This window comes from Butyrivibrio sp. (genome assembly GCF_024699075.1).
The window spans coordinates 1-16,291 of the sequence record NZ_JAILQF010000105.1; the positions used below are offsets into that span (position 1 = coordinate 1).

Consider the following 16,291-nt stretch of genomic DNA (forward strand, 5'->3'; position numbering starts at 1 on the left):
TTTGGATTCGACACCTAAAATTGTAACAGAATTGGGGCTTTATTAATACCCTTAGGCTTCACTTATTGGGTGAAAGCAATATGCAGTTTAAATGCAGTAACTATGCGGCTTTGTAATTGAACCGTGAATAATTCAGGCTAACTATATAATGTCAAATTTATTTGGAGGTTTACAAAATGGACGTAGCTGTAAAGGGGAGCAGATATAGTAAATATTGGTCTTCAGATGGATTGCATCATGCTTCACCGCTAAGAATGTGGGGATTTACTCTTAACAATGTGGCAACGAATATGTACTTTTTCCTTATGGCGTATTCTAGTTATTATCTTGTCGGTTTTGTTGGTATGGCAGTTATTCTGGCTTCAAGTTTTGCAACAATTATGAGGGTATGGGATGGATTTACAGATCCGGTAATAGGGTACTGGATTGATAAGACTAATGGTAAGTTTGGAAAGAGCAGACCATTTATGATCGTCGGTAATATAGGACTTCATGTAATGTCGTTTATTCTTTTCCATGTTACACATCAGCTTCCGGAAGGAATGATAAGAACTGTATTCTTCTTCGCAATGAGTATGCTCTACTACATTTTCTTCACATTCCAGAATGCTATTACAAGAGCAGGTCAGCCTTGTCTTACAAATGATCCTAAACAGAGACCTTTGTTCGGAATGTTTGACAGTATCAACCTTCTTGTAATGGGAATGGCTATTACATGGGCACTTTCAAATGTATTTGTTCCAAGATATGGAACAATGTACAGCGCAGAGCTTTTCCATGATCTGTGGGTAATGTGCTTTGTAACATCTGTCATCTGCACAACAATCGCTGTAATTGCTATATCTCCAAAAGACAGAACAGAGTTTTTTGGCACAGGTAAAGTTACAAAGCTTAAATTCAGCGACTATGCAGAAGTTCTTAAGAACAACAAAGCAATAAGATGGCTTATAGTTGCAGCCTGCACAGATAAGATCGCTTCACAGTCCAATATCAGTGCGATCACAGTAGTAATGTGGGGAATACTTGTTGGTAACTATGCTCTTTCAGGAGCTATGACAATTTACACATCCGCAGCAACACTTATCTTTGCACTTGTAGGATATGGCTTTATAGCAAGAAGATTTGGACAGAAGCAGGCACTTGTAGTTGCTTCAATAGGAGCTCTTATCTTCAATGTACTTATGATCCTTCTTTGGACATTTGGAGATCCTACAACAATGAACTTACCTGGATATGAAGGATTCACAGGATTTACAGTATTTACTGTTTTATTCATCGTATTCACAATTTTCAGATCAGGCTTCCAGGCTGTTTCAGGTAATATCGTACTTCCCATGATCGCAGACTGTGCAGATTATGAAGTATACAGAAGTGGAAAGTTTGTACCTGGTCTTATGGGAACACTTTTCAGCTTTGTTGATAAGTGCATAAGCTCTATAGCACCTATGATCACAGGTCTTCTCTTTGCATTTATCGGATTCAAGGATGCTTATCCGGATCTTAATACACCTTATTCAACAAGCCTTAAAGTTCTTACAATCTTTGTTGTATACGGTATGACATCTATAGGCCTTCTCTTCAACCTTTATGCTATGAAGAAATATCCACTTGATAGAGAGAAGATGCAGGAGATCCAGGCAGAGATCGCAAGGATCAAAGAGCGCGACAGCGCAGAAAATCAAAAAGCATGTTAATGAAATAAAGGAGCATATGATATGAACGACATTATTATTTCGGGATTTGCAGATGAAATCTCACTGGATTTTGATGAGCAGCTTGAAACAGTTACATCACTTGGGATGAACTATATCTGTATTCGCTCAGCCAATAAAAAAGGAATTGCAGACTTCACAGTTAAGGAAATAGAAGATGATATTAAACCAAAGCTTGATAAAAAAGGCATTAAGGTATCATCCATAGGATCAGCAATAGGCAAGGTTCCTGTTGATGATGAAGCTGCATTTCAGACTCAGCTTGTACAGCTTGATAATCTTTGCAAGATAGCCAAAGTGCTTGACTGCAGATATATAAGGATCTTTAGCTTTTTTGTTCCTGAAGGACAAAATCCGGAGGATCAAAAAGATGTAGTTGTTGAAAAGCTTAAAAAGTTCATAGAGGTTGCCAAAAAGAATGATGTGATCCTGATCCATGAAAACGAGAAGGGTATCTTTGGAGATACAGGTAAGAGATGCCTCTACCTTTTTGACAAGCTTGAGTGTGATCACTTCAAGGCTGCATTTGATTTTGCTAACTTTGTTCAGTGTGATGACGATCCCGAAGAATGCTGGAATATGCTTAAAGATAAGGTCGTTTATATTCATATTAAAGATGCAGAAAAAGAAACTAAGGAAAATGTAGTTGTTGGAAGTGGTGATGGTAAGGTTGAGATGCTCTTAAAAAGAGCTATAAGAGAAGATAACTATAAGGGTTTTCTTACACTTGAACCTCATCTTGTAAATTTTGCATTTTTTGCTCCCGGTAAAAAGGCCCCAGTAGTAGCTGACCATCTTATAGGTAAGCAGGCTAGAAACGGCAAAGAAGGCTATACAATGCAGTACAATGCTTTAAAAGAAATACTAAGTCGCATCTAAGGAGGAAGACATGGATAAGATCAGATACGGAATAATCGGAATTGGCGCACAGGGAAGCTCTTATGCAAGATTCCTCACAGGAAAGCCTGAAATACCTGGATTTGAACTACCCAAGGGACCAGAGCATGCAACGCTTGGAGCTATCTGCGATATAGATGAAGATAAAAAGGCAAAGTATACAGAAATCTATAAGGACATTCCGTTCTATACAGACTGGAAGGAGCTAGTGTTATCAGGAAATGTAGATGCAGTAATTACAACTGTTCCACATTATCTTCATACTACAATAGCAATCTTCTGCCTTGAACATGGAGTACCGGTTCTTGTAGAAAAACCTGCCGGCGTGTATGCAAAGGCCGTAAGGGAAATGAACGAGTGTGCATTAAAACACCCTGATGTAGCTTTTGGAATAATGTTCAATCAAAGAACCAATGTTCTTTATAAAAAGATCAGAGAGATAATAAACTCAGGTGAAATGGGTCAGATAAGACGTTCTAACTGGATCATTAATACCTGGTACAGGCCGGATGTATATTATCGTCAGAGTAGCTGGAGAGCAACCTGGGAAGGAGAAGGTGGTGGAGTGCTTGTAAATCAGGCACCTCACCAGCTGGATCTGTGGCAGTGGATATGCGGAATTCCTACAAAGGTTTTTGCAAAGTGCCGTTTTGGATTTGGCAGGAATATTGATGTTGAAGATGACGTAACGATCATGGCTGAATTTGAAAATGGTGCTGTAGGTACTTTTATCACATGTACTCATGATGCCTGTGGTACAGACAGACTTGAGATTGATCTTGATGGAGGCAAGATAGTAGTAGAAGATAGCAAGAAAGCTACTATTTACAGACTTAAGGAATTTGAGCAGGATTACAACAAAAATCTTAAGCCGGAAGATCTGTTCAAGATCATGTCAGGAAATGGCGCAGGTGGAATGTATGAGACAGAGGAATTTGAGAATACTGATGGCTGGGGCAAGCAGCATATCACTGTACTTGAAAACTTTGCCTGTCACATCCTTGAAGGAACACCTCTTCTTGCACCTGGTACAGATGGTATTAACGGCGTAAATCTTTGCAATGCGACACTTCTTTCTGCATGGCTTTCTAAAGAGGTTGATAATCCGGTTGATGAAGACCTCTATTATTCAGAATTGCAAAAGAGAATAGAAGAAGAAAAAAATAATAAAGCAGGAAGGTAAATAGAATGATACGTGCAGCAGTAATAGGATTGGGGACTATATCCCCGCTTCATATAATGACAATACAAAACATCAAGGATGCAACATTATGTGCGGTTTGCGATATTGATGAAAACAAGAAAAAGCAGCTTCCGGGTATTCCTTTTTATACGGATTATAAGGAACTGGCAGAAAAAGAGAAGCCGGATGTAGTCCACCTATGTCTGCCGCACTATCTTCATTATCCTGTGGCAAAGTATTTTGTAGAAAAAGGTATCAATGTTTTTACAGAAAAGCCTGCAGCCCTTAATCTTGATCAGCTTGATGAGTTTATAGAACTAGAAGACAGCTATCCTGATATAAAGATCGGAGTCTGCATGCAGAACCGTCTTAATAACTCAACAAAGATGTTAAAATGCATTTTGGACAAAGGAGACTATGGTAAGATCCTTGGATGCTATGCGCTTGTTCCGTGGTCACGTCCATTGGAGTATTATGAGACGAGTCCCTGGAGAGGAAAGTATGAATATGCCGGTGGCGGCGTGATGATCAATCAGGCAATTCATGCACTTGATCTGTTATGTTACCTGTGCGGAGATGTAACACAGGTTAGCGGAAGTATATCACAGCTCCTTCACTATGATATAGAAGTGGAGGATACAGCATCTGCAAGGCTTCAGTTTGAAAAAGGGTTTACCGGCGTCTATTATGCTACAAATGCACATTTTAGAAATGAGAGTGTGCAGATTGAGATCAATACTGAGAAAGCAAATTTTGTTATAGTAAATAATGCTTTATGGCGCTCTATGGCTGGAGCTCCAGGGATAAAGCTTACGGAAGATGATAAATTTACAGGTGCAAAATCCTATTATGGACCATCTCATGGGAAGGCAATCCGTAATTTCTATAATTCTATAGAGGATGATACTGATGACTATTTTCACATTAAGGATGTAAGAATGGCATCTGCGGTAATCGATGCTATTACAGAGTCTTCCAAAGAAGGAAAGATAATAGAACTTAGTAAAGAAGAGGTACGCGAAAAAGCTTTATGCTGATCACTTCGCAAGGGATAGTACATGCTGTATAGTTCGAAGTTTGAACTGATAATTTAAAAACATATAGAAAGCTAAAAAGTCTATTGCTTGAGGGAAAACGTTCCCAAAACGATAGACTTTTTTTGATGGAAAAACGTTCTCAAAACGATAGACTATTTGATGGAAAAACGGACATAATGTAATTGCGTTTAAATAAAAACTAAATTACAATTGTATTATGAGCAAAGATAACAAAGAAGATACAATTGAACTTAATAAGTATTCTTATATAGCAAGGCTTTTGGTAGTAACGCATATATTGCTTGAAATTTTGTATATCAGTGTTAATTGTGCACCTATGATATACATTAATATTTTAAGCATATTAACCCATTTAACAGCGCTTTATCTGATGAAAAGGGGAAGAGTAAATGCAGCTGTTGTTACTATGATGCTGGAAGTCTACTTTCACGTTATTTTTGCAGCATATTTTATGGGATATGACTGCGGATTTACGTTCTGGTACTATGGGCTTTACTGTGCAATTTATATGCCTGCCATAAAAAGTGACATGAGTCCACTGTTGCACAGGCTGCTTAGAATGCTTGGAGTGGTGATAATAATTACGTATCTTTTATATATCTATGTTGCAAGGCACGGACTATTTATCAGTTCTTATAATGTCTCAGAGAATATTACCAATGCACTTTTGTATATTAATGCTGCAGTGGGATTCCTTTCTATATTTGCATATACAACTGCGTATACAATCAATATGAACAACGAAAATGCTGTTCTTCATGGGATGGCAACGCATGATTATCTGACAGGACTCTATAACAGACAGAGACTTCAGAAGAAGATATTCTGGGACCGTTATGATAAGGAAAATGATAAGTATTCTGAAATGTCAGTTGCTATAATGGATATAGATTTCTTTAAGGATGTTAATGATACTTATGGCCATATGGCAGGTGACTACGTCTTACAGGAAATCGCAAGGATACTACTTAGATTTTCAGGAAATGGTATAAATGTTGGAAGATGGGGCGGAGAAGAATTCATGATCGCGGCAGCAGATAATGTCTCGTATGATGAATTTGTTAATCTTCTTGAAAGAATCAGAACCAAGATAGAAGATTATGATTTCTATTTTGAGGATAAAAATATAAAGCTTACTGTTACGATAGGCGCAGCTCATATAGGTAATGTTGATGAAGCAAAGCCTTATATAAAGCTTGCCGATGAAAGATTGTATCAGGCCAAGAAAACAGGAAGAAATAAGGTTATAAGTGAGTAGTTAGTAAAGGACATAAAAAGCGAAGCGTTTGTGAGTTTAACAAGTAAATAGCAGAAAAGGTAAGTAAACCGGCAGATGATTGTATATCAAATCACTGCCGGTTTATTTAAATTAATATTACGAATATTCGTAGTAGTTTTTATAAACAATGTGAGGGATAAAACCAGTTTCAATAATAATACAGGAGAAAAGGGTTATGAACAGTTATAGCAGATGGGCTAGTGAAGAGCTTGATAAAGTAAAAAAGAAAATTGAGTGGGTTTCTGAAAATAATAAATATAAGCTTCCATATACAACTGATGAAAATGGTATATATGACAACAAGGCAGATAAGAATAAAGAGTTTAGGATAGATGATGGACTTAACTGGTGGACTAACGGATTCTGGGCAGGCATTTTATGGCTTATATATAATGACACCAAAGATAAAAAGTATCTGGACTATGCAAGGATTCAGGAAGAGATGCTGGATCCGTGCTTTGATATATATTATGGTCTTCATCATGATGTTGGATTTATGTTCATGCCAAGTGCCGCTGCAGATTACAGACTTACAGGTAATATTGAATCAAGAAAAAGAGCTTTGCATGCAGCAAGTCTTCTTGCAGGAAGATTTAATGAAGCAGGCGGATATATAAGGGCATGGAACGATCTTGAAGGCTGTGATACAAGAGGGTGGGCTATAATAGATTCTATTTTTAATATCTCACTTTTATTCTTTGCAAGCAGAGAAACTAATGATCCAAGATTTGCACATATTGCTACAGCTCATGCTTCAACTATAGCCAGTGCTTTTATAAGACAGGACGGATCGTCATGCCATATAGTGGAATTTGATCCATTTTCAGGAGAAAGACTAAGAAGTCATGCAGGCCAGGGATATAAGCATGGGTCCGCCTGGACAAGGGGACAGGGCTGGGCGCTTTATGGTTTTACCAATGCATATGTTAATTCCAAAATCGAGAAATATCTTGATACTGCAGAGAAAGTGGCCGATTATTGTCTTTTGAAAATAGCTGATGATGCTGTAATACCAGCAGATTTTGACCAGCCTAAAGAGCCTTTTTATGAAGATTCATGCGGTGCATGTGTTATAGCAGGAGGCCTTATTGAGCTTTCAGCATGTACTAAAAATAGAGACAAGAGCATAGCTTATTTAGACACCGGCTACAGGATAATAAGAAAAATAGCAGATTCAAGAGCAGATTATTCCAGTGCCTGTGAAGCTATAGTTAAGAACTGCTCTGCAGCTTATTACTGTCAAAAACATAATGAGTCGATGGTATATGCGGATTATTTCTATATTGAAGCATTGTACAAGCTTGTGAATAATGATTTTAAAACGTGGCAATGATATTGCTTTTACGAAATTCTGTAGGAGTCCTTCCAATAAATTTTTTGAACTGGCGCATGAAATGCAGCTCATTCTCATAACCACAGATATCAGCAATCTCTTTTATGCTGAGGTCTGTGGTTGTCAGATAAAACTTTGCAAGGCGTAGTCTTGCATCTATTATGTCCTTCTGGCATGAAGTATCAAAAAATTCTTTATACAAATGCTGAAAATGAGAAACACTTATAAAAAGATCTTCTGCAAAAGTGTTCACAGACCAGTTCTTGGCAGGGGCATTATAAATCGATGTCCTTATCTGGGACAGCTCCAAATAGTATTTGGGCGTTGTATCTGCCGGAACTGCAGAAAGCTGATCAGATATTTCATCTAAAAAAAGATGCATATAATGATCCACTATCTCATTAGTATGAGGAGTTTCCTTGTGATATGCCTTGGACATAAGTTCAACAATGGCTGTAAGGCTGTGGAAATCATATGGATAAAGGGGCTGATTAAGAGGAATATTAAGATTCTTCATAAATAAAGAGTCGTCATCGTTGAGGCTGAAATGTATCCAGTCATCATTATATCCGATTTCTTCTCTTCCATAGTTAATAAATGACTTTGGAGAGTAGATGATCATCATGTTAGGCTTTGTTTCAACTATTTGACCTTCTATGTTAAACCATGCATCTGTTTTGATAAGAAGCACAAGGTATTCATCAGAAGTCAGGTTGTACATTACATTGCAGGGCTTTTTGTGGTTGGAATCATATCCGCAGGTTGAAACAGTTATCATAGAAGTCTCCATATTTTTGCAGAATAAGTCAGTTAATAATCATATTAGTGTATAGTTTTTGCCTTGTCAAAAAATTAAACTTTTAATTACAAAAGGTAGGGAAAGAGAAGGTTACATTTTTAAGGGGGTATCAGTTACATATGAAAAGTGTTTTTAAAGAGCTTTGGAAGAATAAACTGCTTTATGGAATGACAGTTCCTGCAATTATCTGGATTCTGATCTTTAATTATTATCCAATGTACGGAGTTCTCATTGCATTCAAAGAATATAGCTATAAAAAGGGAATATGGAACAGTCCATGGGTTGGACTTAAAAACTTTGAATTTCTATTTCATTATAACGGAGTTGGGAAAATATTTTTTAACACCATCTTTTTGAATCTATTATTTCTTATTTTTACAACATTTTTTTCCGTATTATTAGCTCTTGTTTTTGTAGAAATAAAGAACAAGGCATACAACAAATTGGTTCAGACTATTGCTATATTCCCGCATTTCGTATCCTGGACAGTTGTAGCGATGTTTTTAAGCGGAATTATTGGAAGTAGCGGAATAGTATCTAAACTTATCGAAAATATGGGTAGTGAAAATCCGATGTTTTACAACAATGCATCTGCCTGGCCGCTAATACTTGTATTACTAAAGATATGGCAGGGAGCAGGATACGGAACGATTGTATATGTCGCAGCCATAACAGGACTTGATCAGGAGATATATGAGGCGGCGATTGTTGATGGGGCTACCAGATTACAAAGAGTTACAAAGATCACACTTCCTCTTTTAAAGACTACGATCATCATGCTTACGATCATGAGCATTGGAAAAATATTTAACGGAGATTTTGGAATGATCTATGCGATAGTCGGTGATAATGCCGCTTTATATCCTACAACGGACGTAGTTGATACCTTTGTATACAGGGCTTTGAGGCAGATGAACAATCTTGGAATGAGTACGGCTACAAGTTTATTCCAGTCGGTTGTAGGACTGATACTGGTATTTGCATCGAATGCTTTTACCAAAAAAGTCGAACCTGATGCAGCGATATTTTAGGAGGAGCAGATGAATAAAGTTAAAAAGTCAAAGGGAGAAATTGTATTTGAAATAGTTATTTATCTTATAGCGACAATCTTTTGTTTTTACTGTCTTTTCCCTTTTTTGATAATAATCGCAAGCAGCTTTGAAGAAGAGGCTAATTTTGCAACGTACGGTTTTCCTCTTTTTCCAAAAGATTTTACTCTTAAAGCTTACAGGATTGTTCTGGGAGATAGCCAGATTTTTAAGGCTTATGGATCAACAATTTTTACAACAATTGTGGGAACACTTCTTAGTATGTTTCTAACTATTACACTGGCTTATCCGCTTTCTCTTAAAAAGCTTAAGTATAGAAATGGTATAACCTTTTTTACATATTTTACGATGCTTTTTAATGGCGGTCTTGTTCCTACTTATCTGCTGGTGTCTAAGGATCTGGGACTTAAGAATAATATCTTTGTTTTGATCCTTCCTGTAGCATTCAGTGCCTGGAACATGTTCCTTATGAGGAACTTCTTTCAGGGAATACCTAAAGAACTTTCGGAATCAGCATATATGGATGGAGCCAATGATTTTCAGATTCTTTGGAAGATAATTTTGCCGGTGTCAGTACCTGGGATTGCGACGATAAGCCTGTTCTATGCACTAGGCTATTGGAACCAGTGGTTTAATGCGATGTTGTATCTGGAAGATTCAGATCTTTTTCCTCTTCAGTATCTTCTTATGAGGATGATGAGAAATGCTGATGCAATGAAGGAAATGGCCAGAACAACGGGAATATCTACAGGAGAAGTGCCGACAAATTCGCTTAGAATGGCGACTACAGTTATAGCTATAGGACCTATAACTCTTCTGTATCCATATGTTCAAAAGTACTTTACCAGCGGACTTACCGTTGGAGCGATTAAAGGATAAAAGGAGGAAGCACAATGAAAAAGAAGTTATTACAAAAGAAGGCATTTCCAAAAAGGGTAACATCAGCTCTTGTTGCAGCAGTGATGGCTCTGTCGATGTCAGCCTGTGCAAGTTCTAATGCACAAAGTACCATTTCGGAAGATCAGACAGCAAAATCTGCAGGAGCGCCGCAGATTGAAGAGACAACTATCAATATTCGTGTAATGAATGAGTATAGGAATGTTGAAAAGGTTGTAGACAGGTACAATGAGCTTACAGCTGATGATCCTGTCATGAGCAAGATTCATCTTAACTTTTCTTATGTTATAGGTGGTGATTATAAAGACAAGCTTACTATGGCTCTTGCTGCGCAGGAGGATTATGACCTTATGTTCTGCGGAGGGTGGCAGGGACTTAGTACCTTCATTCAGGAAGGAAATTTTGCGGATCTGTCCTCATATTTTAATAACGATAATTATCCGGGATTAAAGAACGCCTTTTCCCAGGATTATGTAAATGCCATGACTTCGTATATACTAAAAGAAGATGGAACATACACAAAAGGTATATATGGAATCAATCTTGCATCCTATTTTGAGGACTCAAGAGGCTTTATGTACAGAGAAGATCTCAGACTTAAATATAACTGTGATCCTATAACAGATGAAGAGAGCCTTCTTGCCTTTGTAAAGACTGTTGCCGAAAATGAGCCTGATATGGAAGGTGCTAGTATATATAACTTCTTCAGACTTGATTCACCTTGGTATTCGGCTAAGCATGACCATGTATATACCCAGGATAATGTGAATATTTTTGGTGACCAGACCTGGGCTTATGTTGGACTTAGTGAAGATGAGAAAACTGTTCTTAACGTTGTATTTGCAGGAGATGATCAGGCTGAATTTGATAAAATGCCTGAGGGATATCAATATGATTTTATAATAGAATATTCTGTTGACAGAACTAAATGGAATGATTATTTAAATCCTTCAAGAGGCTCAACTGATACTGTGGAAAAAGATGCTGCAATTACATATTGCGCACTTACTGAATATGAGAGTAAGGTTAAAGAAGCTAAAGAGAAAATACCGGGATCAGAATACGGCTTTTATGTAATTGATGATGCGCAGAGAAATAAAGAAGAAGGCGCTGTTGTATGCGATATGGTTACAAACAACTGGCTTGTAGTACCTGAATGGTCTGAAAAGACAGATGCTGTTATGTACTTCCTTGATTGGATGTTTGGAAGTGCTGAAGCTCATGATCTGTTCCAGTATGGCATTGAGGGAGAGGACTGGGAAGCAATAGGTGAAGATGGTTATAGAACACTTGATATATCAGAGGATGAGAAGTATTTCATGCCGACATACTCATTTACACTTAATCCTTCATATGTAAGAAATAGTGAGTTTGTTTTGAATGATGAAGATTTAAAGGCTGATTTTGATTATATATATGATCCTTCTACTTATAAGCTCAGTCCTCTTGCAGGCTTTACTTTTAACGCAGCTGACTATGAAACAGAGGTTGCTAATATTACAGCCTTGTCCAATGAGCTTCAGTTGACATTATCTATGTATGATGCTGATGAAACGGTTGAGGTTATAAATAACTGGAATGAAGAAGCCAAGAAGGTTGGTCTTGAGGAAGTAAGAGCAGAAATGATCGCACAGTTGCAGGCATTCCTCGATGCCAAAAATGCAGAGTGACAGATATTTAAGAAGCGATTATTTAGGTAATAACTAATAAGGTTGAAGGTGTAAGCCTTCAACCTTATTTGACCTAAATAAGAAGGATAGGATTGATTGGAATGCTTATAATTAATAAATAAGCAAACAGAATCTATGAGAATCTTATAATAATAAATAAGTAAAATAGAATCTATGAGAATCTTATAATAATAAATAAGAAAAATAGAATCTATGAGAATCTTATAATAATGATAAGTAGATAGTAATGCTTATAATTTGCATATAATTGGAAATAAATAATAATACTTATAAAGGGATAATAATATGATAAATAAACTTATAAATGGAGATATCTGGAAAGATACATGTGGCAATACGATTCATGCCCATGGAGGGCACATTCTCTTTTTTCAAGGAGTATATTATTGGTATGGAGAGAACAGGACCGGTAATAGATACGTAAGTGTATATTCTTCTACAGATCTTATGAATTGGGATTTTAGAAATGATGTGCTTACGACTGAAAGTAAGACGGAGAAATACAGGGTAAAAACTGATACTTCGCTTGTAACAGACGATGGCAGCAAGATTAATATAGAAAGACCTAAGGTTATCTATAATGAAAAGACAAAGAAATTCGTAATGTGGATGCATGTTGAAAACGGCAGAGATTACAGTCTTGCGGCATGTGCAGTTGCAGTTTCAGATACGCCTTGTGGACAGTTTACATATCTGGGAAGTTTTAATCCTTTTGGCTATATGTCAAGGGACTGTACTCTATTTGTGGACGATGACAAGACAGCATATTTTATCTCTGCATCAAGAGAAAATGCTGATCTTCACATGTACAGGCTTACGGATGATTACCTGAATGTGGATTCTCTTGTTAATAATCTGTGGCAGGGCGAATACAGAGAGGCGCCCGCGGTAGTAAAGCATAATGATAAGTATTATATGTTCAGTTCGTATTGTACAGGATGGGCTCCGAATCAGTGTAAGTATGCAGTGGCTGATAAGATGGATGGAAGATGGTCTGTTCTTACAGAAATTGGAGATGAGACGACTTATAGGACTCAGCCGGCTTTCTTTCTGACAGTAGAGGACAGCGGTAATATTTACTACTTTTCTGACCGGTGGAATGGCAAAGACTATAATGATTCAAGATATGTTGTACTTCCGCTTGAATTTGATGATGAAGGTAAGCCTATACTTGAGTATAAAGATGAGGTTGAGATAAGATAGTAGTGGATGGAAGCCTATACTTGAGTATAAATATGAAGTTGGTTATACGATTGTGGAGATTATTTGTCAATGAGATTTGATGATGATGACAGAAAGAATCTTATTGAAAAAATTTATCATTTAACTTGGAGCGAATCATTATGATGAATTCATTAGATAAAATTAATGCATTGAAAAAGATAAATGGATGGGATATAGTTTCAGAATTCGCTGTTGGTGGCTTCGAATGGCTTGGGTTTTCTAAACTAAGGCCTGAATTACTGTTTATAATATCTTCACAGAAAAATACCGTTTTTAATTGCGAAAACGGTACAATTCAAAATTGTGACTTGATATATGATGAAGATGAAATGGTAGCATTTTCAGATGTAGTTAGAGATGAGGCAATCTCATTAGTGGGTCAATATGGTGGTGAACTTAAGAAAACAACCGTTCAGGGTGAACAAATAATTGAATCTAAAGATAACAATATATCGAGTCTTACATTTATTTCAAAGGATGAAAAAGCGATACAAATATATGAAAATTATTCGCTGTATACCTTTGGATTTAATGATAATGGCAATTATTTTCTAATATGCAATGACGGCGGCATAACTGTTTTGAAAAGAACATGTAATTAATTATAGAAAGTATCTTGATGAACTGAAATTGTTTGAAGAAGGTAGCCCAATTACGACAGATTAAGCTGCAGAGGTATGGGGAAATTTATAAAGAAGTTAAGTTATATTTAATAAAAAGGTTTGGGAAAGATAAGGTTTTTTGAAGAGTAAAATAGCTTTTGGAGGATTGAAGTGTTTTTTTAGCGGATGAAGTAAAAATTGATATGCGCTATAAATAGAGGTAATTGATTGTGAATAGTGTTTGGACAGAAATTAATACACATGTAAATGAATATATGTTTGATTTGATTCAATCATATAAAATGAAATGTGAAACTATAGGTGAGTTGAGCACGCTTTTATATAATAATGATTGTTGTCTATTAATATCTATTGATAGATTCAATATAAATTTTCAGTATGCTTGCTTAGAAAATGGTAAAGTGCGGTTATACGATTGTGGAGATTATTTGTCAATGAGATTTGATGATGATGACAGAAAGAATCTTATTGATGTTGTTAAGGCTGGAGATAATGTTATAAATGACTTAATAATAACAGCAAATGGATTACTAAGTAAATGTGAAGATGTATTAACCGGACAGAAGAAATGGTTAGAAAAATACAAAACCTCTTCAAGATATTCGGAAGTTAAACTTTCAAATGAATTGAATGAGTTGTTATTATCAAAACTAGGAAGACATTGATGCTAACAATATGTATAGTGAGGAATAATGAAGTGGATAGACTAGAATGCGCAAATAAAGTTTTTATTGATATAAAAGGATATAGTAGATATTTTAAATCTGGAATGATCATATTAGGAATCCCAGCATGTTTAGCGATAATTGGAATACTCTTAATTGATTGGCGTAATAGTAATATTGAATTATATATAGTGCCAATCATATCATGCATAGCAATAATTTATGCTTTTATTTCACAAATAATCGGTGCTAATACAGCTATTTATTCTCTATATAATGGTAGATTGTATAAAATAAATCTCCCTAATCAGGCTGCGAGAGATGCTAATGCAGCAAGAGGGCTGGGAGATATGTTGGGAGACTCACAAGGTGGTATGCTTGCGGCAGGAGCTGTTTTAGCTGGCGAAGGAAGTTTGAGAGACAAGCAATTAAATAGATTGGCTTCAGATAGCAATTATCTTGAGAGGGAATTAGAAAAAGACTATTCATTGGAAATATTACAAGTTTTATCTATGAAGCCATTTAAAGGCGGATATAAAATTAAAGTACAATGTAAAACACCGAATAGTGGAAAAATACATAACAAATTCTATCTATTCCCAGGCTATAACGATTATGAGAAATTAGTTGATTGTTTAGAAAGTTTGAAGTAGTGAAAAAAATATTTGTTGATTCAAATAATCATTTAAAAAGTGTATTAATAACTGCGTTAATTATTTTACCACCATTGTTTCTTATATATAGAATAGATAAAGATTCTAATGATCCGTTGACTTCATTAATTCCATTGATAGGATTTCCTATAATGCTAATCATTTTAGTACCAGTGTTAAGAATCGTTGTTGGTAATAATGCAATATATATCATACGAGATGATGTTTTATATCAAATTAATAGAATGCCATCTGATCCTGGAATAATGGCAAATAATGCTCGAGCAGCAGGTGATTTAATGGGAAATGAATCTGCTGGATTATTAATAGGAGGTTTGCTCTTACTCAGTAATCTAGGCAACAGAAAGAATATTCAACAGAACCTGCTAGAAAATGATGGATTATTGGAAAAGGTTCTAGGAAACACATATTCATTTAAAGTAAAAAAGACTGTTAGTATGAAGCGTTTTCTCAATGGTTATAAGGTTGTTATTCGAATGAGTAATCGAAATACAGACGATGCTGAGAATATGTTTTATATATTCCCAGGGTATAACGATTACGAGGAGTTAGTGAGTTGCTTTGAAAAGTTGAAGGCTTAGAGATGGATAGTGTAAAAGTTTTTTCAGATCAAAAAAATCATAGAAAGAGTTTTATTATATCGCTCGCTATTGTGATGATTCCAGCATCTATAGGGATAGTTATTGGTATAAGTGATTTTAGATATTTGTTTTTGGCGGTTGGAATATTTATGCTGTCGTTCATTTTGTTAATAATAATTAGCTATATTGCTTGAGTCAAAGGGGGTAAGAGAAGAACAGCAAGATCAATTGGTTGCTGATTCAGAGTTTAGACATAAGTTATATACAACAGAATATTCTATGCAGCTTACAAAGATTAATTCTATGAAGAATTATCGTAATGGATACAAAATAAAAAGCAATTGTAGATGGAACTACGGAGGAAAAATAAGAGATGGTAAGCATACTTTCTATATTTTCCCAGGCTACAATGATTACGAAAAGTTGGTTGAATGCCTGCAAAATTTAATGTAGTATTAGAAAATTTTTTGTGAACTCTTTCGGGCAGGTCATAAAAGTTTAAGGTTTAAAGTTAGGAATAATAAATGGCAAGAGAAGATTTTGAAGAGTTATGTAATTGATGAAGATGAGAATTCACTGTTGATTAAGGCATCATCTATTGATGAAATCAAAGAAATCTGCGGCCT

At 35.9% G+C, this 16,291-nt stretch carries 15 protein-coding genes; 14 read left to right on the forward strand and 1 reads right to left on the reverse strand.

Features of this window, described 5'->3' with window-relative positions; genetic code table 11:
* Window positions 1–176: 176 nt before the first annotated feature.
* The 6 genes from K6G87_RS04040 (at window position 177) to K6G87_RS04065 (ending at window position 7,462) form a co-directional block, all read left to right on the forward strand.
* Window positions 177–1,694 (forward strand): MFS transporter, encoded by a 1,518-nt coding sequence (locus tag K6G87_RS04040; RefSeq protein WP_296834230.1) that lies wholly within the window; start codon window positions 177–179, stop codon window positions 1,692–1,694.
* 21 nt (window positions 1,695–1,715) lie between these two features.
* Window positions 1,716–2,591: a sugar phosphate isomerase/epimerase family protein gene (locus K6G87_RS04045; RefSeq protein ID WP_296834233.1), complete on the forward strand. Its 876-nt coding sequence runs from the start codon at window positions 1,716–1,718 to the stop codon at window positions 2,589–2,591.
* Window positions 2,592–2,601: 10 nt separating this feature from the next.
* Window positions 2,602–3,792 (forward strand): Gfo/Idh/MocA family protein, encoded by a 1,191-nt coding sequence (locus K6G87_RS04050; protein ID WP_296834236.1) that lies wholly within the window; start codon window positions 2,602–2,604, stop codon window positions 3,790–3,792.
* Window positions 3,793–3,797: 5 nt separating this feature from the next.
* Window positions 3,798–4,829: a Gfo/Idh/MocA family protein gene (locus K6G87_RS04055; RefSeq protein ID WP_296834239.1), complete on the forward strand. Its 1,032-nt coding sequence runs from the start codon at window positions 3,798–3,800 to the stop codon at window positions 4,827–4,829.
* A 391-nt stretch (window positions 4,830–5,220) separates the two neighbouring features.
* Window positions 5,221–6,108 (forward strand): GGDEF domain-containing protein, encoded by an 888-nt coding sequence (locus K6G87_RS04060; protein ID WP_296834242.1) that lies wholly within the window; start codon window positions 5,221–5,223, stop codon window positions 6,106–6,108.
* 196 nt (window positions 6,109–6,304) lie between these two features.
* Entirely contained in the window at window positions 6,305–7,462 is a 1,158-nt protein-coding gene (locus tag K6G87_RS04065; RefSeq protein ID WP_296834244.1) for a glycoside hydrolase family 88 protein, read from the forward strand.
* On the opposite strand, the gene K6G87_RS04070 is transcribed toward K6G87_RS04065, so the two are convergent.
* On the reverse strand, window positions 7,446–8,240 hold the full coding sequence (locus tag K6G87_RS04070; protein WP_296834247.1) for a helix-turn-helix domain-containing protein: 795 nt from the start codon (window positions 8,238–8,240) through the stop codon (window positions 7,446–7,448). The genes K6G87_RS04065 and K6G87_RS04070 overlap by 17 nt on opposite strands.
* 140 nt (window positions 8,241–8,380) lie before the next feature.
* Between K6G87_RS04070 and K6G87_RS04075 the strand changes: the two genes are divergently transcribed.
* The 8 genes from K6G87_RS04075 (at window position 8,381) to K6G87_RS04110 (ending at window position 15,665) form a co-directional block, all read left to right on the forward strand.
* Window positions 8,381–9,292, forward strand: coding sequence for an ABC transporter permease (locus K6G87_RS04075; RefSeq protein WP_296834250.1), 912 nt, complete (start codon window positions 8,381–8,383; stop codon window positions 9,290–9,292).
* A 9-nt stretch (window positions 9,293–9,301) separates the two neighbouring features.
* The gene (locus tag K6G87_RS04080; RefSeq protein WP_296834252.1) at window positions 9,302–10,189 is read left to right on the forward strand and encodes a carbohydrate ABC transporter permease; all 888 of its coding nucleotides are present in this window, start codon (window positions 9,302–9,304) and stop codon (window positions 10,187–10,189) included.
* A 14-nt stretch (window positions 10,190–10,203) separates the two neighbouring features.
* Window positions 10,204–11,877, forward strand: a complete 1,674-nt coding sequence (locus K6G87_RS04085) for an extracellular solute-binding protein (RefSeq protein ID WP_296834255.1) — start codon at window positions 10,204–10,206, stop codon at window positions 11,875–11,877.
* A 306-nt stretch (window positions 11,878–12,183) separates the two neighbouring features.
* A complete protein-coding gene (locus K6G87_RS04090) occupies window positions 12,184–13,101 on the forward strand; it encodes a family 43 glycosylhydrolase (RefSeq protein WP_296834258.1) in 918 nt (305 codons plus the stop codon).
* 140 nt (window positions 13,102–13,241) lie between these two features.
* Window positions 13,242–13,724, forward strand: coding sequence for a hypothetical protein (locus K6G87_RS04095; RefSeq protein ID WP_296834259.1), 483 nt, complete (start codon window positions 13,242–13,244; stop codon window positions 13,722–13,724).
* Window positions 13,725–14,179: 455 nt separating this feature from the next.
* On the forward strand, window positions 14,180–14,410 hold the full coding sequence (locus K6G87_RS04100; RefSeq protein WP_296834262.1) for a hypothetical protein: 231 nt from the start codon (window positions 14,180–14,182) through the stop codon (window positions 14,408–14,410).
* Between the two features lie 32 nt (window positions 14,411–14,442).
* A complete protein-coding gene (locus tag K6G87_RS04105; RefSeq protein ID WP_296834266.1) occupies window positions 14,443–15,063 on the forward strand; it encodes a hypothetical protein in 621 nt (206 codons plus the stop codon).
* Window positions 15,042–15,665: a hypothetical protein gene (locus K6G87_RS04110; protein ID WP_296834269.1), complete on the forward strand. Its 624-nt coding sequence runs from the start codon at window positions 15,042–15,044 to the stop codon at window positions 15,663–15,665. The genes K6G87_RS04105 and K6G87_RS04110 overlap by 22 nt, the downstream gene beginning before the upstream one ends.
* Window positions 15,666–16,291 lie beyond the last annotated feature (626 nt).